The organism is Yersinia pekkanenii, from assembly GCF_001152565.1.
GTDB lineage: Bacteria > Pseudomonadota > Gammaproteobacteria > Enterobacterales > Enterobacteriaceae > Yersinia > Yersinia pekkanenii.
The window spans coordinates 79,738-104,473 of record NZ_CQAZ01000016.1; the positions used below are offsets into that span (position 1 = coordinate 79,738).

Consider the following 24,736-nt stretch of genomic DNA (forward strand, 5'->3'; position numbering starts at 1 on the left):
ATGCTGGCTTTTTTTTAGATGAATAATGCCGAGATATTTTCGATCAAACCAATATCTTTGATATGTTAAAAAAGGAAATTAAATGAGTATTAAAATTATTGCCGTTGATATGGATGGAACCTTTCTCAACGATCAGATGAGTTTTGATAAGGAGCGGTTTAGTTCGCAATATTCACAATTAAAAGCACAAGGAATAAAATTTGTTGTTGCCAGTGGCAATCAATATTATCAGCTAATCTCATATTTCCCCGATATCGTCGATGAGATCGCGTTTGTTGCTGAAAATGGTGCCTATGTCAGTAACGCGCATCGCGAGATTTTTTGTGGCGCAATCTCTAATGAACAATGTGATCAGGTTATAAAAACGTTACTGCCAATCCCCTATCTTGATGTGATCGTTTGTGGAAAAAATAGCGCTTACATGCTGAGCTCTTCAGATGATTATTTTTATACCACGATGAGTAAATACTATCATCGCCTTAAAGTTATCGATGATTTCACTCAAGTCACAGAGCCCGCATTCAAATTCGCTATAAGCTTACCCAATGAAAAATTATCAGATTTTATGAGGTTTATTGAACACGAATTAGCCGGTATTGTCACGCCGGTCTCTAGCGGTCATGGTTCTGTCGACCTGATAATACCCGGTATACACAAAGCTAATGGGATTAAATTACTCCAACAAATATGGGGTATAGAAAATGAAGAAGTGGTGACCTTTGGTGATGGTGGCAATGATATTGAAATGCTGCAATACGCTGGTTTTGGTTATGCCATGGCCAATGCGCCAGAAAATATTAAAAAGATCGCAAAATATCAGACTGAATCAAATAATGGTTCTGGTGTGTTAAATGTCATTGATAAAATTCTAAAAAAACAGCCTCCTTTCGCGTAAGTCACCTTTAATTACCAGCAGAAAATGGCGGGAAAGCGCTTCCCGCCTATCATGTATCGCTCTATTCCTGTGGCTTCTGCCACTATGCTCAGGCTGTCAAAATACAGCTATGAATATTCTCTCACTAAATTAGCCAATTTTTGTAAACCTATATCAGCCTGCTCTTCTGTCGCATGGCTAAAATTAAGGCGTAACTGGCCACATCCTGTTGAGGGATAGGGGAGAAAAGACTCGCCAGGCATAAACGCAATATTATTTTCAAGTGCTTTAGATAAAAGCTGGCGAGTATCAATACAGTGATTAAGCTTTAGCCAGAAAAATAGACCGCCAGCAGGTTTTTGCCAAGAGGCAAGGGAACCGAAATGACGATGTAGTGAGATTTCAAATGCATCACGACGTTTTTTGTAATACGCCGCCAGTTCAGTCATATGCTTGGCATGATTGGGATCACCCAACTGTTGCAACACCAGCCACTGACTGATTCGGCTACTGTGCAAATCGGCCGCCTGTTTTAACTGTGTCAGAGAGGGAATTAACTCTAACGAGGCAACAAGGTAACCCAAGCGAAGTGCCGGAGATAAACTTTTAGAAAAAGACCCCTGATAAATCCACGACGCATGCTGAAGTAAGGCACAGACAGGCTTTCGCTCACAAGGATCATAAACCAGGTCATGATATGGGTCATCCTCAAAGAGTGGCAGCCTTATATCATCACAAGCCTGCGCCAAAGCGGCCCGTTGAGTAGCATCAAGGCAATGACCACTTGGATTCTGGAAGGTCGGAATACTATAGGCAAAAGCAGGCTTTTCTGTTTTAAGTTTTTCAATGTCAGGTTGAGACGAGTCATAGGCAACGAATTGCGCCCCAAAGAAACGAAATACCTGTAATGCCGCTAAATAAGTGGGTGACTCAACAGCCACCGGTGTTCCTTGATCAATAAATAACTTAGCAACCAGATCAATCCCTTGTTGCGAGCCTGAAATAATCAGTACTTGCTCTTCAGTACAAGATAAACCACGCTCACAGAGATTTTGCGCAATTTGTTTGCGCAGTGCGCTCTCCCCTTCGCTGGCACCATATTGCAACATTGATTGCGGCATGCCTTCGAGATGCAAGTGCGGAAAACTTTCAGCCGCAGGCAACCCACCAGCAAATGAGATCATCCCAGGTTGTTCAATAACAGAGAGTATTTCCCGTATAGGTGATGGGTGAAGATCATGCAACCGCGAGGAAAATCGATTACTCTGAGTCACTACAGTCTTATTCATGGCAGTCCTTCCATAGAGGCCAACCAATTTGACCTGGGTGGAAAGTAAAATGGACAGCTAATTAGGTCAATACTATTGAGCTAATTATTTTTTATTTGTGATAAAAATCTGATGGTAACCTCCAAGGATCCCTCTCAACAGGAAGAGCTATTACTGCATCAAGCCATTGGGCAATTCTATTTCGGTTACCGTACATTTACTGAATTACCGAATAAATTACTGGCTCAACGGGGAAAAGAGTCAAAAACTGCATGGTTGCAAGTCATGCAGTGCCTCAATAACGTTGCCGATAACCCGTAATTTATCATCTGATTGACACAGAGGTGCCTCCCGACACCTCCTGTCGGGTTAACGACGCCCAGTGTACTCCACCCATAGCGTAAGTCCGCCTGCCGCCCCTGGCGCCCATGATGGATCAAAAGCTGTGTGCGACTGAATACAGCGCCAGAGTTTACCAATACGACCGACCACATCACCAACGGAATAGCGCCCATTCAGCACCCATTCTGGGTGCGTGCCTTGGGTTCTAACCGGCAGTACATTGCTGGGTACTGATAGCTGACCCTGTGCATCACGGGCGGCAACAAAATAGCGGTACTCAGTATTCGATTGCAAGCCAACATCTTCTGCCGAAGTCTGGCTCCCATCCAGAAGCTTCACTTCGTGACCGTCACGGTAAAGCGCATAATTGGCAACAGGTGGTGCCCCTATCGGTGCCCCCCACATGAGACTGATACTGTTTGCAGTCTGCCCCGTACTATGCAGATTAACCGGGGCCGTAGGCAATTCTGTGACTAATGGAATAGACAGTTCATGGTGAAAAATATTGTTAGGATCGATTCTCGCTTTAAGCGCAATCAGCCTCTTGATCAATGCGTTATCCCAGCCGTAGTACAGATTCAACCAATTGGGATCCACCTCACCTGAGTCGGTATATTTCATGTCAACATCGGGATAATTGATATAACACCCCTCGAAATCAGGCGGTGCAGGTTTACCATTATGAACCGCAGCATAAATATTGCGGATCCATGTTAAGTGCGTATCGTCATCAGCTTCATTGGTCCAGTAAGTCTGATATTGCGCTTTGAGCAGAGAGTTCCTTTGGGACACGGCGGTTGCCCCGATACCATGGCGGTTGATCGCTCCACCATAAGAGTCAATTTGCACCAGCGACTGATTAAAACGTTTATCCGCAGTTGATGTGGTCAAGTGAGTGAGCAGAGCGCGGCACATCTCGTCTGAAAACTGCTTGATTTGGTAGTCGGACTTATATTTCCCACGCTGATTGCTACCTGACCCGTTAATCATTTGAGTCACATGCAACCAATCCATTGAGGTGCTCTCATCCACAGTTCTGGCTATTTTCCTGCCTGGATGCAGATGCTTAAATGGCGGAATATTCGGCAAAATAAAATCATCATATATCGTCGGTGTCATACCCGCCGCGGCATTCATTTTCTCGATAAAATTATTGAGCGGAATATCATTCGCGCCACCCACCTGACCATTCGGGCCGGTGTATTGAATGGCCAGCACGACATTATCGGACGCATCAATATGGTTCAATTTGAGTAAAGTAAATAGTCCCCCATTCCCGACACCTTCCGTGGTATTCGTCGCATTGACATCATTGTCAGCAAACCATTGCCAATACGCCTTCAAAAATGCCGGGAAAGTCGATTTTAGGGCTGACCATGGATACGTCAGTGGGATCCAGTAGGCCTTCTGCGGTGCCTTGGGAAGATCATCGAAATAATACGCAATAATGATGCCGAAATTCCCACCGCCAGCACCACAACAAGCCATGAATAGCTCCCGGTCCATCTCAGCCGCACTGTCAGCCCGCACATGTCGAAACGCCAACTGATGCAAGTGCCCGATTGGCACCAGAATATCAACACCTGTCACCCAATCCACCGTCAGCCCATGCAGCCGCGAGAGTAATCCATAGCCCCCCCCACTGATGTGTCCACCCACACCCACTGAATAACATGACCCTCCCGGAATAGTCCGGCCAGATCGCTTATATAGTGATACATAGCCATTCCAGTTCTGATTTCCCGTCAAACTCTTAAAGCGATATGTATTTTTGTTCGCATCCCAAAATGAGGTTATCGCTTTGTCTTCATCGTAATCCAGACCGCTCATCTCGCCTAAATCAATGATGGACAATTTCTCTGTAGATAATTTGTTGGAAACAAAGCCCTCATAACAGTGCCCCCCGCTCCGTACCGTGATTCTATTTCCCGCAGCGAGCGCTGTATTGGCAGCAGCAAGAACTTCATCAGGTGTCGTACAGATATAAATGGTCTCAGCACCTTGCTCAACTTTGGGTGGCCAACGTAAATTAAAACCCTTCTGTAAGGTTTCATAGGTACGGGTATTTTTATCAATAATCTTCATCGGTTAACCTCGATTGATATACAGAGAACAGTCCAGAAACTCACCTACACGTCAAAGCAGCAATTTTAGTTTTTCCGCATTAACGATAGTGGGACTCACTCACTAAATGTGAATTTTAAGTCGAGTTACGACCATTTTTTAAAAGAAATACAAAATTAATTATTTCTTATATTCTATTTATATCAAATCCAATTTTCAGATGACTGAGTGCTAAAAAAGGTCATACATTTAATATATTGTTTTCAGCCATGACAATTCACACTTAAATTTAATAAATATTTTTATAATTTTTCGTATGTTGTTGCAGGATTTTAATAGTGGGAAATATTGCAGATAATTGAATAGGACTAACACCCAATGAGTCAGAGTGATTGTATTGGGAAAACGCTAAAGCCGTGGCCAGTTTTTGTTGATCACTACAGATATCGCGCCAGGATGCCGGTGAACACTCTATATCAGCTAGCAGCCAATCCTGGGCTGTTAGCTGAGAAAAACATGATTACTGCCCTTCAGGCAATGAGTCAACCGGGTTATCAGGATATAAGACCCGTATGCGCCGTCTAACAATTTCAACCTGAAAAGCAGCCATTACTGCGATCATAATCAGGATTTCACCAAACCCACCTTGCTCTGTTGGCTGGTTATAAAAATATTGAAGCGTACCTATAATCCATTTAGACCCAACCAACAGCAGGAATAAGGTCATAGTCAAAGGCGTTCCCTTGCAAAAAATACGTCCATCAGGTTCACGCCAAATCTCAATGAGACGGCCTTGCAACACACCAATGACAATACTAAATACAACGCCACTCCCTAAAACTACCCAGGAAGTCATTGTCACTGGCATATAGGTACCACCAACGACCAAACCGACCATCCCGTAAACCCAGGCCCATTTAAAGCGAGCGGGACCTAACGCAACCTCATGACTGACCGATTGACGGTATAATGCATAAAGTGTTAGTACCAGAATAATCAGTATTTGTACGAGAGTCATCGCTATCTCCTTCAAGAGAAGCATCGGGTCAGGGATAAAGCACCTTAATCAGGAATAATGATTAACTGCACTAGCAGTATATTCATGCTTTATCATTCTTTGGGAAACACCAAGCGGAAGGCAACCCTCCCTGAACGGTTAACAACAGTTCGTTAACTCGTGCTGTACAAAGTTTAGGCTACTTCTTGATAAATGATAGAATTAATTCTATCTGCTCACTCATGTTAATTATTTTTAACTATCAAATGTGTATCTTATACTGTTTTGACTAATCCCAACCAAGGGATATTCATAAAGAAAAATAACATTAAAATGACTCCTGACTTATTTAATATTCGCTCCTTAATGTTAAACTGCCGGTGCTTTTTATTCGACAATAAGAAGTTAACTTAAAGGGAAAAATAAATGACACAGAATATTTATGATAATCAGGCTTTTTTTTCAGGCTATGCCAAGCTCGGCCGTTCGATCGAAGGGCTGGATGGCGCACCGGAATGGGCAGCCCTTCGCCAAATATTACCACCGCTATCTGGGCGTAAAGTTGTGGATCTGGGGTGTGGCTATGGTTGGTTCTCTCGCTATGCGCGTTCACAAGGAGCAACAGAGGTTTTAGGGTTGGATGTTTCCGAGAGAATGTTAAACCGTGCTAACGAGATGACAACTGACCAAAACATTATTTACCGTAAGGGAGATCTTGAACATCTGTGCCTGCCACCGCAAATGTACCATTTAGCGTATAGTTCGCTCACATTACACTACATAAAAGCCCTGCCGACTCTGCTTACAACGATTTATCAGTCATTAGTTCCTGGTGGCAGCTTCATTTTTTCTGCGGAACATCCTATTTATACCGCACCCAGACAACCAGGTTGGCTAATTGCAGATGATGGACTGAAGTCATGGCCAGTGAACAGTTACCAGGCTGAAGGTGAACGCATAACGAATTGGTTGGCAGAAGGCGTCATCAAGCAACATCGAACATTAGGAACTTATATTAATCTGTTAATAAAAAAAGGATTTATTATTACACATCTAGAAGAATGGGGCCCAACAGTGCAACAAATTGCAGATTGCCCTGCATTGGATGAAGAAAAAGAACGCCCAATGATATTCTTACTATCAGCCAAAAAACCCGAATAGAAATCGGTATTACCTTCATTAACTATATCTGAATCAAATAGCTAACATTGGGGAGGTTAACTCCCCCGGTTGCTTACGCTGATATTAACTCACCGAATCTATAAAGGCTGCCAACCCCGAATATGAATAGAGCCGGGTTTCGTAGACACTTTTTTGCCCCCCAAGGCTCGGAACTTAGTTTTCAAAAATATATTAATAAATTGAGATAATCATATAAGTTTTCATTCATTTAATTCACCTTTTAGTGTCATAATTATTAATTAAACAAGTAATCATTCATCTTGCTTTCATATTTAAGTCGTGATTGTTTAATTATTAAATAGCGGTTACCATCAGCTGCCCAGGTCATTTTTTACTCTGCTAATAAAAAGGATGTTTGGCATGATAATTTTTTCAAATTTTGGTGGTAATAAAATAAAAGAAGACCCCGTGGTGGGTATATCAATTATAGAAATGTTTAAGAAAAAGGGTTTACAGGCCTATGGTACAATAATTGAACAAGGAAGGTATGTTGGCTGCCATAGTCATGCTGAGGGTGAAGAATGGTATATCATCCTTTCGGGAGAGGGTTCTATTTGGACAGCAGATGTTATAGAGGGTATTTTAAAAAATCACCAAGAAGATAAATTCAGCAAAGGTTCTGTATTTTGCATTTATCCCAATACTGCACATCAACTCACCGCGAAAACAACGGTAGAATTCGTATTTTTATGTCCAGAATCGCATATTACTGATGACAGATATATGTTTGAAAATATTTTTAGGTAATATGGGCAGATGGTCCACGCATAAAACTACTTTCCGGATATGGTCGAAAAACTGGCTGGCACAGTGGAGGCGAGTTGATGTTAGATATGCTGACAAAAGATGCCGGTAATCGATGGTTTTTTGTTCACATATCATCATCAGTGAAACCTAACGGAAAATTAACAGCTGAAATAAGGAAAATGAGAGTTGACGGAAATAAAGCTTGGCAGGCTGAATTAAAAAGAGCTGGAATAGAAGATTTCCGATTTCATGATTTAAGACATACATGGGCAAGTGGGTTAGTTCAATCCGGAGTTCCATTATCTGCATTACAAGAAATGGGGGGATGGGAAAGTATTGAAATGGTGAGAAGGTATGCACACCTTTCACCAATTCATTTAACTCAACATGCGAAACAAATAGACGGAATATTAAATCTTAATGACACGAATATGGCACGCGAATATAATCAAGATATATTCAATGTGGTCTAACTGATTGATTTTGTTGGTGGGTCGTGCGGGGTTCGAACCTGCGACCAATTGATTAAGAGTGCGTAGAACTACCATTTAAACCAGTAACTTACCGCATCAACTGCCGCTCACACGTCCCAAGATGCAAAAAGATGATAAATGTTGATACACGATGATAGGCTATGTAAGTCCCAATTGTGTCTCGCCTCACCAGGCATCCAGCACAACCATCCACCGTACTAGTCTTGATAGGCATCCCTGCCCACCACCCCCCTACTCAATACTACCCTGCCGCTTTAAACGGATAATCCAAATCACTCTGGCGCTACTGGCCACTCGATGTCAGGCGCTTTCGATACATCAACTTTAGTCAGCGCATAGCGATACTTTTGCCAGGCAGTCAGGCGCGGAACATCTTCTGCATCGATATAATCGCCATCTTTTGCGTCACGCATCGGATCAATGACTTCTGCTGCCTCTGCAATAAGTTCTGCCTTTTTATGCTGAGCCAATAAAATGAGTTCAGCATGAGTCGGCGGTGGATTAGTCATCAACATAGCGTCTTCTTCTGTGATTGATTCCAGTCCCTTTTTGATAAACTCATCTGCGCAGTCATCTTCATACGCATAGACTTCATTTTTCTTGTCTTTGTAGTATTTCATTATCTCAGCTCCTTCCAAATCCCAATATTTCCGGACGCGTCAACGCGGTACGTATCATTCGGCATAACGATAAAAGTCGCGCTATGTTGTATGTACTCAGAGCCACCGCCGCGCGGAGAGACAATCGTGCCAGCAGAACCCGTTTGACAATTTAAAGCGGCGTTGGGGCCATACTCAGTAGTAACAGCTACCATAATCGGCTTTCCCGTATTGTTTGTGTACCACGTTCCTGATGAGCGCGAAGGCAGGACGTTTGTCCATGACTGGCCGACTGCAAACTTAGAATATCTGGCGTCAAAGTTTGAATAATCCGTCGGTGTAACTGTTCCGCCCACATTTAAGGGCCTGGATGTTCCAATGGCAGTGGAGCTTACTGACATCGCGTAACCGCCCGAAACGTCATTCCACAAGTAAATCGAACCATTGGAATGTAGCCCAATCCCGACGCCTGCCGGGTTTGTAAATCCGCCATTTGCCGGGGTAAGAATGCAGCTTCTAAATCCGTTGGCCCCTAATGGCGCATCATGTGTGCCGTTGACTGTTAGCGGCCCGGACAACGTGCCACCAGTGAGGGGTAATGCTCCGACATCGGATGCAGCTATTGAGATATTCGCCGTCCCATCAAACGGCTTACCCGCTATCGTTCGTGCTGTAGCCAGTTTTGTCGCAGCAACAGCCGTGCCTGTTGTCGATAGCGCACCAATATTCGCTAAGCTTTCGGTCATTGCTGCCGCGCCAGCAGCTTTAATTTCAGAAAGATTACTGGCAGTCTGTAATGCGCCATTCGCTCGGTTTACTGTTATTAATAAATTCAAATTTGTAATAGCAGCGAGTACAGCGCTTGGGCCTGCGGCGGCAATTTCAGAGAGGTTATTGATGGTTTGTAGATATGTGCCCACACCCTCTTTGCGCCACACACCGATATCTAATGTACCAGTGGGTTCTACCCCGGTATTTTCTGACAATGCAATATAGCTATTACCGCCATGATTGACCCTTGCCCCTGCCTGGTAGGGCGCATCGGTAAACCAAATCAACTGCCCAAGGTTTTGCAATTCTTGTAAGGCTAAATCCACTCGGTTATGCCACCAATTTTCCCACTTGGCTTCAGGGGGATCTTCCGATGCACCACCCGCCCAGCCTCGGGCAATCAGTCCATCGCCGGGGCGTTCAAATTGTGCAGGAAAGTTGGCCCACGGCTGGTTGAAACTATCATTTCTTGCCATATATTTACTCCAATTAGATATAAGCGCCTATGCCATATGGCTGAGCGTCGAATGTGCCTTTATAGGCAAATGGATGATGGTTAAATCTTATTAGCTTTGCGTTAACACCTTGAGGCCGCGGAATTAAATCAAAAAGCTCAATTAAAACTAAAATATTTGCAGGTATCTTTTCATTAACCCATATTGTTTTAATGGTCATATCCTGACCATCTATCACTACTGAATTAACATTTAATATATAATCAACAGCAACTTTAATATCATCTATGGTTGCTATAGAGTTATTTTTTTGTATTTTTGCTTTAATAACGACTCGATACATGAAATCAGATAGAGGGACCATTCTCACTGATTCATTTATTGGTTTATATGGAGCGACATCATAAGGCTGAGCACCTCCTGTTCCATTATATGCAAATACAAACACAAAATCACTTCTGATTAGCGGCCTGTAAGGAAATCCAGCGATTCTCCCGCAGATATCTAACTGATCACCTTCTGCATTATCTATATCAAGCAATTCATTTATTTTATAAATCTGATCCTCAATCGAGTGCTGGGCAATATCAGGTAATGACTTTATCCACTTAATCAGATTCGGAGAGTTTTTGTATCGCCAGTAAACTCTAGATAATGCTTTTTTGTTATGGTCATACATAAGCCACCTCTATATTTTCCGTAGAGAAAACGCCTAACTGGTTAAATCTGACGTCAACAACTGTATGTGTCACATCATTAGGTATTTTCCCAACAAGAATAGAGTTGACAAAGCCATCATTGGATACAATATAGTTTAATGGTGTAAATATACGACCTGCTCCAACATTCTCACCTATTTTAAATCCCGTCTTTGCAAATCCGCTTGTCTCGTTAAATCCATAATTCGCATAATCAACTATTGCTTGCTTTATTTCGTCGTCATTAAATCTATTATTACTTGATATTTCAACCTTGACATATATCGTAATAAACTCAGGCCGATAGAAAGTAATACTTATTGGATTCCCGCCCGGAGTGACGGTGTCTATTGCTATCTTATTTGGGAATGAGTTATATCGATTTAATCCGCATCCTGGGTTTTTCTTTGTTGCTATAGCAAGAGAGATGCTTTCAACCTCCCCGCCATCCACAAATATTGCCATCGAGTGGCCGAACACCCCATTTTCATCAGTCAGACTGTCTTCATTTTCGTAAATTCTAGCTTGCTTGACGCTATCAATATTGGCTAATGATGCATAAATATTGTCTATCTGATTTGATCCGGGGAGCGCAACAGACTCGTTCCGGCGAATACGAAACGCATCATTACTTTCTTCACTTAAGCCGATTGATGCCGGAGCATCATTAGTAACTGCTGTAACCCCGCCAACGGGTGAGGCGATGATTGTTAAATTGTTACTATTAGCTGCAAGCCCTCCCATATCCATGCATGTTACGTTTACCTTAACTGTTCCAGTGCCGCCAATCGTAGTATCAACATCCGTCGCCCATAGCGTGTTTGTTACGCGGTTTCTAACCAGAGTACCTTTCGGGATAGGCGTCAGATCTGCACCACTAAAAGTAACCGTCGCTGTCGAGTGTGTCGCGTCTTGTCTCTTTATTCCTGCGAATGCGGCAATACGGTCAAGTTGCTGTCCAATTGCTGAGTTTGGGTCGGCTGAATGATATGAATTAACGACAGCTTCATCTATGTTCGCCAGTGTTTCGCACCACGCAGCAATAGCAAGTCCGTCAGGAGACTCAGGATTAATATTCCACCCATCATCTATATCAAGATAGCGCTGGCGCATAGCGTCAAGATACTCACTCAGCGTTGTTCCTATTACCCCATGTTTTGTTATTTCTGCCATTAAATAATTTCCTCATCAAACAAAAATTCGAATTGTTCGTTATTTATGTCAATCAGCGAGGCATAAATGGTTATTTTTCTCGTCTGCATATCTGCGTTAAACTCAAACCTTGTCAGCCCCATTACGCCGGGAGTGGTAATGATTCTCTCTTTGATGTTAGCAGCGGCAATATCGAGAGACGTTTTACCCAAAATACTTTGAAACCACGGCGTCCCTTCCGTCATATTTAGAAAGTATTCGCCGAGGAATAATTTAAGTCGGCAAATAACTGCCTGCCGGGTGGATTCTTTGCCGACTGCAAAGTGATCACCGTGTGTAACAATGTCGCCATCTTTGAAGTTACGGATCATTATTTTGGCCTCTCAGTACTTCCATTACCATTTTGGACGCCGCCGTGGACGTGGCTCTCAAAATCTATACTGCCAACTTTCAACCCACCGCTTTGCACTTCAGTAGAGCCATTGAGTGTTGTTGTTGAATTGCTAGTGAAGTTAACGCCGTTATAAATCATGCCGTCAGCGGTCAGAGATAGTTTGGAACCGCCCACTGATAACGTTATTCCACCGTCGTTCATGTGAAATAAAACGCTCCCGTCTTTATTGCTCATCCCTACACCTGAAACGGGCAATCCGGGAATGACAGTTTGCATAGAGCGGTAGCCAGGTGAGAAAAATGCATCTTCAGGCGCGAACATTCTCATTTCGTGCGGAGCTACTGGGCCACCCTGATCAATCCATGTATCGATAGCGCGGTGGCTAAAATGAATTAACCCTTCGGTGCCTGCTGGTAACTCATGAAATACTGACCAATTTCCCGAACCAGAAAAATTAACGGGGACATTAGTTATTACTGGGATAGTTACAAATGACTCACCTATTTTTCGCTGAATACCACATTCGATCTGTGCTCGCTGATTTGATGAGTTGTAAGATATTATCTTTCCGGGCAAGCAGACCATGATGGGTGACAGTGCGGAACGCTTAACTTCATTCATCGCCGCCAGCATGGGGTTTAATTTAGAGTCACTGTGTGCCACTTGCTGCCCCTCCCGTCTGTAAAAATGACTTTGTCGTGGTTTTCCACTCATCATGATAAAAGTCACCGTTATGAGAAATGCTCAATACTGTAAACTGCCCCTTGGATATAAGCTCTCTATATGGGGTGTTATACATGTCGCTAAAATTAAACTGGTCATGTGTCCGGTATATTTTAATTTCATCTGCTGGCTTTATAAGATGGTTTAATTTCACGTCTACTTCGAGAGATTGGAGATAAAACCTCGGTATTCCTTCCATACCATTATTCTGAGATATTTCATGAATAACGTGCGATCTTGATGCGCCATGGCGAGTAATGACCAGCTTCGACCCATCAAAGTAATGACTGAAATCATAATTTCCAGATAATTCAATTAAAAAGTCTTTTGAGTTAACGCACCGTGTTTTACCCTTTATAGCCAGTGGTAAGTCAGAAAAATCGCCAATTATTTCCAATGATAGCCCAAGTGTTTCAGCCGTATCACTAATCATGTCTAGGACTGGCGTATTCTCTCCCCACGATTTTGAGATAAAGGCATTCTCTCTGTTTCTAAAAAGGGCGCGACAATAAAAACGAATGTACGTATTTACACCATCACGCCCGGTTTCAAAGTTATTTATCTGCCCATGAAATATAACGCCAATATCATCATTGTATCCTGCTGATAGTGTTATGGAGTCATATTCCCTGTATATGCGGCTTCTTGTTTCTTGAGAGACCCCATAAATGGTTATTCGACCAAGCGCATCATGATTGTTTGGTATACCCTCTATGCCGAAAGTTATTTGCATTGGTGGTGAAAATGTCAAATCCTCACCACCTCCACTTGATTTAATCGTTAGCTTATAGTTTCTACCAAACAATTCTCCACTCATTGCGGATACCATTTTAATTTATTATTAACGCCCAAGTTGGCGATTGTGGCTGATTCCCCATCCAGTGATATTTTCCCAATATTGGTATTAATGCCTGATAGCAAATCAATACCTACGTGCAATGCACGACCTAGTGCTATTGGGGTTCCATTTGCATCATGAATATCGACAGTAAAATACCCGTACCGAGTAAGCCACCGCAAATAGAACCAGAGATTAAAATCACCTACGGTTACTGTTAATTTTTGATAAGCCAGTCCATTAGTTAGAGGGATAATTTTCATTGAGCTATCACCTCTCCTCTATTAACTATAGATTGCCCTTGAGTTGTTGCGCTATCATTCGCTGGGAGATTAGCGTTGTTAATTTCTGCTTTGCTATTTTTATTGATAATAACCAGTTGTCTCATTTCAACAACCAGCTCAAGCCCAACTTCATTCTCTTTATTGGTTTCTTGTCGAGTGCTGGTTATGATCATGTTGGTATAGCTGCCTTTTGAACTTACAACAGTCATAACGGCGCTTTCCCGCTGCTTGCTACGAATTGCCTCAAGTACAGTCACGGAGCGTTTTGATGAAGCAGTTGAAGCAATCCCAAGGCCAATGGATGCGCCAAGACCCGCCAGCGCTGCCGCACCACCAGATAGCATAGATGTGGCTATTCCCGCCGTAATACCAGCCCCAATGCCAAGCACTCCAGATAACTCACCCGCCTCCGCCATCAGTGTTTTTATCGGGTTATCTGAGACACTTACGGTCATGGTCAGGTACATAGGGCGAGTTACCGCGTTATCATTAGCCGTGCTGGCGTTCTCAAGCGGATATTCGCTAACATCGGTCTGTAGTTCGCTGCTTTCTTCCAAAATTGCGTCAAAAAAAATCCCGCCGATGTCTGGGCGGGTTTTAGTAAATATGCCGACAATACTCATTGTGAATTTGTCCTTACTGAAAGGGCCAGTTCGTTACATGCATCACCGAGGCATTCCTCAACAATAGAGCGTGTCTTTTCGGCATCACCCGCTTCATTTATCGTGATGACGGGCGCAAGTGTTATCTTCGTTAGGGTGCCGCTAGCAGACCCACTATGGCGCTGTGGCTCTGGAGGCGTATTGCGGCGAGAATAATAGCTCTCCATCTCCTCTGGGCTGCGTGTGGGCTGAGCATAACGGGATGATGGGAGCGACGCCCACTCGTTACCCAGTCCGGCTGTAGCTGAGCTGAAATCTCCGTTTGCGACGTTATCAAGTTGCCCACGTCGATTTATCAGGTATATCGCCGCCAAGTCCTGGCTTTCAGGCGAGAAGTCAGTTAACCCAAGCGCATTGGCTGCGCTATCCCATGTCTGCCGAGTAAATTGATAGCGACCTGCTGCCGAAGTTAGGTTGTTCTTCCCGTCTGTTTGTTTGAATGGCATTAATTCTCGTGGATGATCGGTATTGTCTGAGAACTGCCCCCCGCCAAATTTTGTGTTATATCCACTATTGGGGTATTTATCTGTACCTTCAGCTTTGGCTATCACATCAAGATAATGCAACACATTTGGATCATTACGATATTGTTCCATGTCGCGCACTGATGCCGTGGGTTTATGTGCGCTTTGCCCTCGCTGTACAGGCTCACTAGCAACTGGAGCTAGCGGGTCGAGCGATCTGTCACCCTGCTTCCGGTTTGCCCAAGAGTTTTCGATACCCAGCCACTTCAACCCATCGCCTACACCGCGCTTCGCATGGCGGGTGTTGTAGTCCCATGATGATTTTGCACTATTAGCAATATTTTCTCTGTCGTCATACAAATACTCCGCATATGCAGCAGCACCGACTATAGGTAGGTATTTAAGAAACATTCGCCCGCCTTTCTCCATAACTCGTATGGCTACCAATGCCCCAATACCTTTAGCCATTAACTCTAGTAAAGGTATCGCCTCATTGAACTCCTCAACAATCCCTTGCTTATTATCAACAAGCCAGCTATCAGCTCGCTTTACCAATGCAGTGATACTTTCAGTAAGTGGGCCGCTTAATTCACTAGCCAATCCATTTACGTTAGTTGTTAGCTTTAAAAGCGCGTCATTGTAGTCATCAGCTATTTTTATAGCCTCAGGGGTTATTTGTTGACCGCGCTTGTTGTAATCATCAAATTGCTGGTTTACCCACTGAGGGCCATTAGATAAAACATCTTGATCAACAGGCGTCAACGCCATACCTTGTCCAAACATCCTCTTCTGGTCAGCATTCATGCCTTGCATGGCTTTTGATGTCCACATCATTGCTTCGTGTGGGTTTGTGATGTTAATTAAGTCATAAGGATTTATGCCAGCCTGCCTTAGAGCTTTTTCATCAATTTGACCTGCCTTTGCTTTGTCGCGCAGATTATTAAATTTCTCTATCGCGCCCATGGCATCCTGAACTTTCCCACCCATTTGTTCATATGCAAATCCCCAGCGAAGGACATTATTTGGGTCAATAATATTACGGCGAGAAAAACGGTCTATTTCAGAAACGAACCCGGCAAACTGTCTCGTTAATTTATCAAAACCAAAACCAGCAGTTATCGATGCTGCAAGCTGAAGCATATTATCGGTTACGCCTTTAAATGCTGAATTAGCATCATCAAAACTTTTCTTATCGGTTTCCAATCCAAGGGAAACAAGTAAGGAATCAATTGTTTCTGACATATAAACCTCGTTGTATAGGCGTAAAAAAACCCGCACTTAGCGGGTTCCTTGAGTCTGCTGGCATAATTATTAGTGTGTTATTTTTCTGTATTGAAACGCTGTCAAAGCCCACATTCCAAAATCAATCCATTCAATAATCGGCACCTTCGATTAGTATTATCAAATCTGTTAACGAGTGAGGGTGGCATTTGCAATTGGCTTCCCATAAGCTAGGGAAATTAACTGATATAGGATATCGTTTATCTTTATTTTTCTTGCACCAATCACAACATCGATGGTCTATAATTACTGACACTTTATACATTTCCGCACCACATGAAATTAATTTATTATATCGATTAATTATGGCACTTCTTGCTCTTGCTCTATGGTATATACCATCAATGATAGCATTCTGTTTTTTTATTGTTGTAGTATCAACGCTAGGATGAATAAATTTAAACAATTCCATCTTTTTATCTTTGGCCCTACACTCATCAGTGTAAAATTTAACAAGCGCATTCTCTCCTCTATTATCAAAATCAGGACTACGTAACACCTCTTCAACCAGAAACGGCTTAATATCTAAAATTGTCGAGGGTATTTTATCCTTAACTAATCTCCTGTTTTTTTTCTTAAACAACCATCCCAGCAACATCACTAACCCCCCCACACAATTTACAAGTGGAAATATCCTACCATCGGTTGACGCCTAGATCACGCAGCATGGCTACCTTTTATCCGCACCTTTTTTAAGCCTTTCTACCTCATTCTCTAATACGGCAATCCGTTCAGCAATGCTTGCCATATCTAGTGGTTTGACATCTTTGTTCTTTTCTACCCATGCCTCTATTGCTGCGACCATTTCAGCATTTGCCGATCTGCCATTAACGTCAGCTAGTTCAGCCACCCTTTCCTTAAGATTGAGTGGCAGTCGCAAGTTAACCTGTGGGTGCTTATATGCTCTTTCAGACATGATTACCCCTCTATATTTCCTATAGAGTAGATGCGTACCTATTGACTATCAATACATACCTAAATACTATGTATGCGTACCAACTACATAGGAGTGAAGAAATGAAAGTAAAAACACTGCGGGTACCATCATGGTTAGAGGATGCAATGGAAACCCTAGCCAAGAAAGGCGATAGATCATTTAGTAAAGAAGTCGTTAGGGCTATGAGAGAGCATGCAGAAAGAAACGGAATAAAATGCCCTGAATAAACGAAGCCCCAACTGCTTGAACAGTCAGGGCCTCTAATTTGTCCGCACCGCTTAAGGAAACGAACATGACCACTTTAGCAAAAACTGTATCAACAAACACGCAAAGCCGTGCAATATCTGCTGATAGCTTGCCAAGCATATCGCATAACAGTGTTCCAGTTATCACCACAGAATTGCTGGCGAATTTATATGGCACCGTACCTATTCGAATTCGTCAGAGCCACAAGCGTAACTCCGACCGTTTCATTTGTGGTAAGCACTATTTCAAACTGGAAGGGAAGGAACTTGCTGATTTGCGAGTATCATTAAGCTACTCACAAAATCCAGTCTCTCCAAAAGTTCGTGCGCTCATCCTCTGGACAGAACGCGGCGCTGCCCGTCATGCCAAGATGCTTGAAACAGATCAGGCATGGGAAGTATTCGAAAAACTGGAAGATTGCTACTTCAATGCTAAGGCAGGGGCAGCAAAACAACCTAAGCAGAAAAAATCATCATCTGATCAGCGTACGCCACTTCGTCAGTATGTTGAAAAAATGATAGCCAACAAGTCAGGTATGAAGTACCCGGCAATCTGGAGGCTAGTTCATGACCGTTTCGACGTCGAGCACATTAACCAGTTATCAGCCAGCGAATCTCTTGAAGCCGTAGAATTTCTGAAAGTAATCGAGGGTGAATTCCTCGGACGCAAAGCAGATGACAGCGGAAACCCTCCTGCTATACCGCAACATTTCAACTGTAGAGTTCTTTATACTTTCGATAGCAACGGAACAATCGTATCAGCACAACAAGCAATGGAAGATGAGCACTTAGCGAGTGCCAAGGCGTTTGCTGAAGTAATGTCAAAGAGAGGATATGCTCTTGTTAAAATGGAGGATTTCAAAAAAATATCGCTTCATCATTAACCCCACTGGCGCACGGACGCGCCAGAAAGCAAAAAGCCGCCGGAGCGGGTTCTACGCAGGTAGCTTGATTAATTAAACGGCTTTCAATGTCTTTAACACCAACCACTCATCAAAAAATTCCTCAGCCGTTTTTATAGCAACATTTGCTATCGCCTCAGTTATATCTAATGATTCAAGCTCATAATCAGCATCGGTTCTAGCTCTACGCTGTTGATCTAATTGGTAACCTAGCAACTTCATTTTGAATGTATCGTGCGGCTCTAGCTTATTTTCGGACTTATTTTTCAAGTAACCAATAAGATTAGAATGCTGGCTACCAGCATAATTGGGGCGACAGGTTAAAGAGTCACGAGCCTCATGATACATTGCATAATATGCACGTGACACTGCATTCCTAAAATCCGCTTCGCAACCATGTGAATAGCAATTTTTTGCTGACAAGAGCACTTCATTGCTAGTTATAGACATAAGAGACTCCAGGCTTCTTGTGTCTATCAGGTGTGAACCTAGCTATAAGATTGCAGTTATCAAGCCGCTCATCCATGCAAATAGCTTCAGCTAATTGCTTGTTCATTTTTACAATCATGCCTACATCATCGGTATCTATATCAACAACATAACTTCCACCACCGTCTCCACTTACTTCAATTTTTGCAGAAGGAACTTCATGTTGGGATTTTATCTTTTCAACAATAGAACCTATCAATTCATATTGTTCTGATGTGCAACCTGATTTTTCATAAGCGCTAGCCATGTCACTTAATACCTCATCTTTGTATTTCATAGCAGCCTCACGTCCCTCATCATTCGAGAGAAGGCGAATATGCTTATCCAAAAACTCATTACACAAAGATATTTTACCGAATGCATACGCCACCCCTGCCGCGTGGTACGTAAGCCATTTAGTGTCGAAGTTATTTGCCAATTCATAAATAACTCGATTCAATTTTCTAGTATTTACTTGGCGGTAAAGTATTGAACAATAAAGAGTTGCGTAGTTTGCATCACCATGTGGCAAGCTTTCCTCGAGAAGCTCAATAGCTTTATCCAACTTTGAATATGTTGCATAGGCTAAAGCCAATGTAGATACCGCTTGAAGTGATTTATCCTCGCTCAACTCATTCTTAATAATTATAAAACTTATGTCATCAAGCTTTTGATTGGCGTTCCACTTAGATGAAAGTTCATTAAATCGCTCATCTACTTTCAGTTTCGGCGAGGCCACTTTCCGTACCTTAATCTGGCATAATTTGAGACAAGTGTATTACCTGCAACCTGAGTGATCAATAAAAATGCTGGCAAAAAGAACAACAAACTAGGGTTGACAGCTATTTTTGCTGGCAAAATACCCGCATACCTCACCAACTTCCTGCCCTTCCTGCCAGCAGCAGCTATAGAATATATAGATGCTATTTACTTCGCGCCCGTTCAATAACATCAATCAACTCGTCTATCGCGTCATGCATGGCTTGTACATCTTCAATTGTGTAGGTTCCGTCGAGCATATCAGACCATTTAGCCAGAGGTGGGCAGGCGTCACCCGCACCGGTGCATGGACGCCATAGAAACCAGTCTACTCTTGAGGGTTCTGACTGCTTTTTTTGCCGTTTTCTTCCTCGTTCCTGAGTTGCCAAAAAGGGCCGATATTTTCCCTCAATACTTTACCAATCAGCACCAGATAGTTGTGTGCCTCGTCCTGAAACAGATTTTCAGCAACCGGTATGTTGTCAGCCTGTCGAACAATACAGCCATTCTTCAGACACAGTTCTTTCAGGCGATTCAGGCTGGAATAATCAATCCCAGCGAGACTGGCCAGTAATCCCATATCGGTGACGCCATCATTTATTGCTGGTAACAATCCACACTTCGCGGCGATTTGCAGCATCTCCACCTGGTCTTTAGCGGGGGAGGTTGCCCCCTCGAATACTGAGCTTCCGGCTGTTACTTCAATTTTACGGCCCATGCTTAGGTTTCCTCTGAATCAGCGAACTCGAATACGAATTGTTCATCACTCACACCACTTCTACCTGCGCGAGTTGCCGAACCACGACTCACCATTACGCCGTCAAAGCCAGCGAAGTATTCACTGGTGCCGGTTTGTGAGAATGTAAATGTGGCATCAACACCGGTTTTCTCTACAGCGATAATCTGACGGGCCTGAACAGACCCGGGGATTAGGTTTATTGTGACTCGTTTCGCTCTTGTCTGATTATCAAGACGAACAGATGTTTTACCGATACCTCGTTTTAATACTGCTCTCGGCTCTAAATCTTCAATAGTGATCGGCGGATCAGTGTCACCAAAATCATCAATAGGGATACCAAAAATAGTCAGGTTTGCACCGTCTGCACCGTACTTGTGCATAGCCATAATTTATTACTCCACGTTGACGTTAATTTCTGCGACATGCCCTGCTCGACCCAAGATGACGAGTAATGAAGTTATTGGGTATTCTGATCGCCCTGCCCGGAGTCTCCCATCCCCTTTGACTGAACACCAAATAAGCGAGTCATTGGAATACCAGCAGCACCCGCCGTCCACTCCATCAGCACAGACAACACATCACCTAAGCCACCGAATGAGATTTGATTTCGAGTAAGCGTCTCGCTGCCATCAAGCAGTGCCAGGCGAAATAGGGATTTCATCATGCCAAACGTGTTGTAACGTTTAGCTATCGCCTCATCCATATCACCAGACGACAAGTCGTTAGCTAAATTGTCTCTGTTGATCGTGTCTATATTAGCTTCAAGTATCAGTGACGCTATGCCCCCTTTTGCGGATACGGCATCCTTCACGTCCTCCATGCATCGGCGCAGGCGGCTATCATCCCACCCCCCGTTAATCATTCTTAGACGCATCGGTAAGGCTGAACCGGGGGCGCGAATGAAGTGACTGTGATGAATTTGTAGCGCCCCACCGTTAACCAAGTAATAATCTGGCTGTAGATAATTATCGGCAAGCGGGTTTGTTACATTGTATTGCTGCCCACTGATTAACATGCGATCGAGGACGAGCATTCGCTTAAGTGAACCTTTCTTTATCTTACTAAGTTCAAGCTCATCCTTGAGGCTTTGGTCTGTGAGCATCAGAACGCCAGCCCCGCCGTACAACCCAGCCCACTTAAAAGCATCCTGGGTTACTCCCTGAACATTTAATTCATTTTCTGCAAGCCTCAACGCGCTAGCATCATCAGACGAAAATGACCGCCATTCACGAGTAGCATCGTCAACTGGGGTATCGATTATTGACCTTGCGATCCAGTTCTCCGTATAAGCGGCTTCCAACTCGGCAAAATCTTGCATTGCACCGTAAACAAAATTGCTGTGCATTCGCCGATCGCGACCAGTCCCCATACCCGTCATGACGTTTGCCAGTCCATCAGCCGTCAGCCTGATGCGGGGTTTACCAAAATCTAAACTTTCACTCATCGTTAAACCCACTTATCAATGCCGATGCTGCCACCGGAAATTAACTCGATTTCTATTGCATCCATGATTGTGTCAAAGATGTCGTCATTGTCGTGACTGTCGTCAGCAGAGAACGCCGCACACTCAGTCATTGCAGTCAGCACCCAGCCCGTTGAACCCGCGAGGGTGTTATCGTCGTAATAGACAAAGGGGATTACTGCCCCAGTCTCATCGTGAGTTGCTGGCACGTAGACTTTGCCCGTTTTAATCTGTGGAATAGAGTTAAGGCAACGGACCAGCTTGTTCTGTCCTGCGCCACGAGGAATTTCTTTTATCGGGATAGATTTTCGTTTCTTCAGCGTGGTAATCAGCCCCTGCCCGGCTTGCTTATCTTCGATACCCATGTGTCTTATTGGGCAGGGCCGTTTGCGGTCGTATGACTTCCACTTATCCCAAAGTTCCTCTGCTTTCTTCAACAGGTCTTCAGGGTCCCAACGCCCACGCTCTACGTCAATAATGTAGAGATTCCCATCAACTCCCACCCCAACCAGCGTGAATACGGTGTAATCGAGATAGTCCTCAACCTTTCCACTGTTTGTATCAACGTAAATTGCGCGATAACGCAGTGGCGGAAGTCGCGTGTAAGTTTGAAACCAGTCGATATTTACAATGCCACCAGTTAGCGCCATTGGGTTCTGCTGGTACTGAGAGAGAAACGTATACCGGTCTTTTTCCCACAATGCCGCAAGGTCACCGACGTATTCCATTTGTGGCCAGTACGACCAATAACACTCACCACCAATAACAACTGATTCAGTGTCTTTTACGGTATCCCAGCACAGTGAACGCCAAGGCTCCGGAAGCCCTTGTATGTATTGATCGTTCAGTAATGCAGGTATTGCAACGTGATGAAAATCAACACCCATCCCACCGGTGAGCATAAAACCTGTTGCATCGTTGGTGTGTAGCCGCTGTTGTATCGAACAAAACGGTGTTGGGTGGTCTTTGGACTTATCACCACGCCGTGACCGAATTGTATTGACCAGTAACGTGTTAGCGCTATTTCTTCGCGACTCACTGAGCATGTCTACCGGCTTGTTATAGTCATCAAGCATCACTAAACCTGAGAACTTTTCACCGTAGTAACCACCACGTCCACCGGTTATCTGTCCATTACTGGAACGTGATATTGTCTGTCCGGTAGAGCGACCACGCTCATTAAGTATTTCCCACTCTTCAGCCTGATTAACACCAAACGAGCAAGGCCATATCTCCTGATATTCCTTACTTGCAATAATGTCGCGAGTACGGCGTGAGTTGCGCTTAACCAGTGTGTCGGCGAATGACACATTCAAGTTCCTGAACCGGTTTAACTGTCCCTCTTGAACAAGAGCATTAACGTAAGCCGGGAAGTGAATGGAGAAGAATTCTGTTTTCGTGCCACCTGGTGGAATGTTAATTATCAGGTTGCGCGGGTTAAGTCGTCCGGCGATCAGGTCATCAATCTTTGATGCCATTAAGCGGTGGTGCCAGTTAACCAGTAGCCGATCACCCTGCATCAGTTCAAACCAGATGCGAGTAAAATTAAGAAACGATTTGGAGGATTTTCGCTTTAGCGCCAAGCGCTCAAGAAATGACAAGTCACCCCATTCAATAACTTTTGCCATATCAATCCAACCCGCCTAGTTTGTCCTCCAGTGCTTTGGAGGCGGCTGCATAATCAGCATGTGTGAAGTTGACGACCTGAATAGGCCCACCATCTTTACCAGCGTGCTCAAACTTATGTTTGTTGCTGTAAGCATCGCCAACCTCTTTCGCGGCCTGCTCCATTAGCTGGGCGGTCATCGCAAAGTTTTTCATGGTCTCAGCCTTTGTCGCCATACGGTCGAGCGCCCTAAGTCGATAAGCGCGATTGGCGATTGGAATGTCGGATATTTCGGTTTGAAATCGAACTCGAGTAGAGTTGAAAAGGTCTACCCATTTCTGCCCGAGATTCTTCGCAATGGCCTTTGTCGGGTCGTATGAAGAAACCTGCTGAAGAGTCAAGGTGAGGTTGAATTCTTGTTTCACCTGCGCGACCACTTGCGATGGTGTGTCATAGCAGGCCAAGGCTTGAACTATGAAGGCTTTGACCTCTGGTTTTAGTGCAGCCATTGGTATCCTCCATGACTAACGTAATGTAACTAATCAGGCCAGTTTCAGCAGGCACGTCCCACACGCTCTCGCGATGTTGAGATTACCTATCTCGGGTTTATTGTTTGCTGCGTCAATCATCTCTTGGACTTCAACGCTTGCGCCGTATCTGCGAACCACACCTACAAACTCTTCAACGTCATGGCCACGCAGTTTCAATGCTGGTTGCCCTTCTTTGTTGAACTTGGGTGCGCCAAATTCGTCCTTTGCGTGGCTGATGTGATAAAGCTCATGTTCTAACAGTGCGCAGAACTCAAGGTCAGAGCATTGAGCGCAATAATCAGCAGCCAGGGTGATGATGAATGTCGGCACATCACCAAACCATTCGTACATCTGCTGTTCCATCCGGGCCTTTTGCCAGCCACCGGCTCTCATTGCCACCTGCTCGACTTGACCAAGAACAGTGCGGCCCTGCTTTTCAAATGCAGATGATGCCCACATGATTTTTATGGCAGCGTCAATTAAATGTCCGTGGTCGGGATTGTGTAGCTCTCCTTCGTCACTGAGTATTTGACTGTTAACCCACTCAAGCACTTCAGTGGCGGGAACCAATTCAATGTAAGGTCTGAATTCATTAACGAACGATAATGGCGGATATGGCCGCTTCATTTGTGTATCTGAATTAGCCATAACAGAATATTCCGCTGGTTGGTAAAGTCTCCCACTCGGTAGTAGTGAGACCGACATGATTGCAAACCTATATAAGATTCTGTCAAAGGCACTTGTGAGCACTTTTTGCAGAGTTTTATAAACTCACATACTCACTTGTTACCAATTCCCG

The 24,736-nt window shown here is 43.9% G+C and carries 29 protein-coding genes and 1 pseudogene; 7 read left to right on the top strand and 23 right to left on the bottom strand.

Features of this window, described 5'->3' with window-relative positions; translation table 11 throughout:
* Window positions 1-82 precede the first annotated feature (82 nt).
* Complete coding sequence (locus AEP37_RS10115; protein ID WP_049612943.1) at window positions 83-895, top strand: Cof-type HAD-IIB family hydrolase; 813 nt, start codon at window positions 83-85, stop codon at window positions 893-895.
* A gap of 107 nt (window positions 896-1,002) precedes the next feature.
* Here the strand turns inward: AEP37_RS10115 and AEP37_RS10120 are convergent, their stop codons facing one another.
* Entirely contained in the window at window positions 1,003-2,058 is a 1,056-nt protein-coding gene (locus AEP37_RS10120; RefSeq protein ID WP_408068326.1) for an aminotransferase-like domain-containing protein, read from the bottom strand.
* Window positions 2,059-2,274: 216 nt separating this feature from the next.
* Here AEP37_RS10120 and AEP37_RS10125 point away from each other — a divergent pair, with 216 nt between their 5' ends.
* On the top strand, window positions 2,275-2,463 hold the full coding sequence (locus AEP37_RS10125; protein ID WP_049612947.1) for a hypothetical protein: 189 nt from the start codon (window positions 2,275-2,277) through the stop codon (window positions 2,461-2,463).
* 48 nt (window positions 2,464-2,511) lie between these two features.
* Here the strand turns inward: AEP37_RS10125 and AEP37_RS10130 are convergent, their stop codons facing one another.
* Window positions 2,512-4,569 carry an FAD-binding protein gene (locus tag AEP37_RS10130; protein WP_049612949.1) on the bottom strand — a complete coding sequence of 686 codons (2,058 nt, stop codon included), beginning with the start codon at window positions 4,567-4,569 and terminating at the stop codon, window positions 2,512-2,514.
* 499 nt (window positions 4,570-5,068) lie between these two features.
* Window positions 5,069-5,566, bottom strand: a complete 498-nt coding sequence (locus tag AEP37_RS10135) for a hypothetical protein (protein WP_049612950.1) — start codon at window positions 5,564-5,566, stop codon at window positions 5,069-5,071.
* 405 nt (window positions 5,567-5,971) lie between these two features.
* Here AEP37_RS10135 and AEP37_RS10140 point away from each other — a divergent pair, with 405 nt between their 5' ends.
* The 3 genes and pseudogenes from AEP37_RS10140 to AEP37_RS10150 all read left to right on the top strand — a co-directional run.
* Window positions 5,972-6,706 carry a class I SAM-dependent methyltransferase gene (locus AEP37_RS10140; protein WP_049612952.1) on the top strand — a complete coding sequence of 245 codons (735 nt, stop codon included), beginning with the start codon at window positions 5,972-5,974 and terminating at the stop codon, window positions 6,704-6,706.
* 381 nt (window positions 6,707-7,087) lie between these two features.
* Window positions 7,088-7,474, top strand: coding sequence for a cupin domain-containing protein (locus tag AEP37_RS10145; RefSeq protein ID WP_049612954.1), 387 nt, complete (start codon window positions 7,088-7,090; stop codon window positions 7,472-7,474).
* 86 nt (window positions 7,475-7,560) lie between these two features.
* Window positions 7,561-7,947, top strand: a pseudogene (locus AEP37_RS10150) (tyrosine-type recombinase/integrase); the annotation flags it as partial.
* A 293-nt stretch (window positions 7,948-8,240) separates the two neighbouring features.
* Here AEP37_RS10150 and AEP37_RS10155 read toward each other — a convergent pair.
* The 12 genes from AEP37_RS10155 to AEP37_RS10210 all read right to left on the bottom strand — a co-directional run bounded on the left by AEP37_RS10155 (window position 8,241) and on the right by AEP37_RS10210 (window position 17,205).
* Window positions 8,241-8,588 carry a tail fiber assembly protein gene (locus AEP37_RS10155; RefSeq protein ID WP_053101954.1) on the bottom strand — a complete coding sequence of 116 codons (348 nt, stop codon included), beginning with the start codon at window positions 8,586-8,588 and terminating at the stop codon, window positions 8,241-8,243.
* Complete coding sequence (locus AEP37_RS27235) at window positions 8,588-9,814, bottom strand: hypothetical protein (protein WP_244880779.1); 1,227 nt, start codon at window positions 9,812-9,814, stop codon at window positions 8,588-8,590. Before AEP37_RS27235 ends, AEP37_RS10155 begins: the two co-directional genes overlap by 1 nt.
* Before the next feature lie 13 nt (window positions 9,815-9,827).
* The gene (locus AEP37_RS10165; RefSeq protein ID WP_049612958.1) at window positions 9,828-10,472 is read right to left on the bottom strand and encodes a DUF2612 domain-containing protein; all 645 of its coding nucleotides are present in this window, start codon (window positions 10,470-10,472) and stop codon (window positions 9,828-9,830) included.
* Window positions 10,465-11,664: a baseplate J/gp47 family protein gene (locus AEP37_RS10170; protein WP_049612960.1), complete on the bottom strand. Its 1,200-nt coding sequence runs from the start codon at window positions 11,662-11,664 to the stop codon at window positions 10,465-10,467. The genes AEP37_RS10165 and AEP37_RS10170 overlap by 8 nt, the downstream gene beginning before the upstream one ends.
* Window positions 11,664-12,014 carry a hypothetical protein gene (locus AEP37_RS10175; RefSeq protein ID WP_049612962.1) on the bottom strand — a complete coding sequence of 117 codons (351 nt, stop codon included), beginning with the start codon at window positions 12,012-12,014 and terminating at the stop codon, window positions 11,664-11,666. Before AEP37_RS10175 ends, AEP37_RS10170 begins: the two co-directional genes overlap by 1 nt.
* Window positions 12,014-12,700 (bottom strand): Gp138 family membrane-puncturing spike protein, encoded by a 687-nt coding sequence (locus AEP37_RS10180; RefSeq protein ID WP_235801423.1) that lies wholly within the window; start codon window positions 12,698-12,700, stop codon window positions 12,014-12,016. The genes AEP37_RS10175 and AEP37_RS10180 overlap by 1 nt, the downstream gene beginning before the upstream one ends.
* Complete coding sequence (locus tag AEP37_RS10185; RefSeq protein ID WP_049612963.1) at window positions 12,687-13,577, bottom strand: phage protein; 891 nt, start codon at window positions 13,575-13,577, stop codon at window positions 12,687-12,689. The genes AEP37_RS10180 and AEP37_RS10185 overlap by 14 nt, the downstream gene beginning before the upstream one ends.
* Complete coding sequence (locus tag AEP37_RS10190) at window positions 13,574-13,861, bottom strand: phage baseplate plug family protein (RefSeq protein WP_049612965.1); 288 nt, start codon at window positions 13,859-13,861, stop codon at window positions 13,574-13,576. Before AEP37_RS10190 ends, AEP37_RS10185 begins: the two co-directional genes overlap by 4 nt.
* The gene (locus tag AEP37_RS10195; protein WP_049612967.1) at window positions 13,858-14,505 is read right to left on the bottom strand and encodes a phage baseplate protein; all 648 of its coding nucleotides are present in this window, start codon (window positions 14,503-14,505) and stop codon (window positions 13,858-13,860) included. Before AEP37_RS10195 ends, AEP37_RS10190 begins: the two co-directional genes overlap by 4 nt.
* Window positions 14,502-16,250 carry a glycoside hydrolase family 24 protein gene (locus AEP37_RS24265; protein WP_156168569.1) on the bottom strand — a complete coding sequence of 583 codons (1,749 nt, stop codon included), beginning with the start codon at window positions 16,248-16,250 and terminating at the stop codon, window positions 14,502-14,504. Before AEP37_RS24265 ends, AEP37_RS10195 begins: the two co-directional genes overlap by 4 nt.
* Window positions 16,251-16,380: 130 nt before the next feature.
* Window positions 16,381-16,887 (bottom strand): hypothetical protein, encoded by a 507-nt coding sequence (locus AEP37_RS10205; protein WP_049612969.1) that lies wholly within the window; start codon window positions 16,885-16,887, stop codon window positions 16,381-16,383.
* A gap of 72 nt (window positions 16,888-16,959) precedes the next feature.
* On the bottom strand, window positions 16,960-17,205 hold the full coding sequence (locus AEP37_RS10210; protein WP_041175771.1) for an Arc family DNA-binding protein: 246 nt from the start codon (window positions 17,203-17,205) through the stop codon (window positions 16,960-16,962).
* Between the two features lie 101 nt (window positions 17,206-17,306).
* Between AEP37_RS10210 and AEP37_RS26525 the strand changes: the two genes are divergently transcribed.
* Window positions 17,307-17,453: a hypothetical protein gene (locus tag AEP37_RS26525; protein ID WP_167337937.1), complete on the top strand. Its 147-nt coding sequence runs from the start codon at window positions 17,307-17,309 to the stop codon at window positions 17,451-17,453.
* A gap of 65 nt (window positions 17,454-17,518) precedes the next feature.
* Window positions 17,519-18,355 carry an ORF6N domain-containing protein gene (locus AEP37_RS27875; RefSeq protein WP_072086279.1) on the top strand — a complete coding sequence of 279 codons (837 nt, stop codon included), beginning with the start codon at window positions 17,519-17,521 and terminating at the stop codon, window positions 18,353-18,355.
* Between the two features lie 72 nt (window positions 18,356-18,427).
* On the opposite strand, the gene AEP37_RS10220 is transcribed toward AEP37_RS27875, so the two are convergent.
* The 8 genes from AEP37_RS10220 to AEP37_RS10255 all read right to left on the bottom strand — a co-directional run bounded on the left by AEP37_RS10220 (window position 18,428) and on the right by AEP37_RS10255 (window position 24,585).
* On the bottom strand, window positions 18,428-18,823 hold the full coding sequence (locus AEP37_RS10220; protein WP_049612976.1) for a HEPN domain-containing protein: 396 nt from the start codon (window positions 18,821-18,823) through the stop codon (window positions 18,428-18,430).
* A complete protein-coding gene (locus AEP37_RS10225; protein WP_049612978.1) occupies window positions 18,810-19,580 on the bottom strand; it encodes a hypothetical protein in 771 nt (256 codons plus the stop codon). Before AEP37_RS10225 ends, AEP37_RS10220 begins: the two co-directional genes overlap by 14 nt.
* Before the next feature lie 348 nt (window positions 19,581-19,928).
* The gene (locus tag AEP37_RS10230) at window positions 19,929-20,318 is read right to left on the bottom strand and encodes a hypothetical protein (protein ID WP_049612979.1); all 390 of its coding nucleotides are present in this window, start codon (window positions 20,316-20,318) and stop codon (window positions 19,929-19,931) included.
* A 2-nt stretch (window positions 20,319-20,320) separates the two neighbouring features.
* A complete protein-coding gene (locus AEP37_RS10235; protein ID WP_049612981.1) occupies window positions 20,321-20,725 on the bottom strand; it encodes a hypothetical protein in 405 nt (134 codons plus the stop codon).
* A gap of 71 nt (window positions 20,726-20,796) precedes the next feature.
* Complete coding sequence (locus AEP37_RS10240; protein WP_049612999.1) at window positions 20,797-21,783, bottom strand: phage portal protein; 987 nt, start codon at window positions 21,781-21,783, stop codon at window positions 20,797-20,799.
* A 2-nt stretch (window positions 21,784-21,785) separates the two neighbouring features.
* The gene (gene terL / locus AEP37_RS10245) at window positions 21,786-23,429 is read right to left on the bottom strand and encodes a phage terminase large subunit (RefSeq protein WP_049612983.1); all 1,644 of its coding nucleotides are present in this window, start codon (window positions 23,427-23,429) and stop codon (window positions 21,786-21,788) included.
* Window position 23,430: 1 nt separating this feature from the next.
* Window positions 23,431-23,916: a DUF2280 domain-containing protein gene (locus AEP37_RS10250; RefSeq protein WP_049612984.1), complete on the bottom strand. Its 486-nt coding sequence runs from the start codon at window positions 23,914-23,916 to the stop codon at window positions 23,431-23,433.
* A 33-nt stretch (window positions 23,917-23,949) separates the two neighbouring features.
* Complete coding sequence (locus AEP37_RS10255; protein WP_072086280.1) at window positions 23,950-24,585, bottom strand: putative metallopeptidase; 636 nt, start codon at window positions 24,583-24,585, stop codon at window positions 23,950-23,952.
* Window positions 24,586-24,736 lie beyond the last annotated feature (151 nt).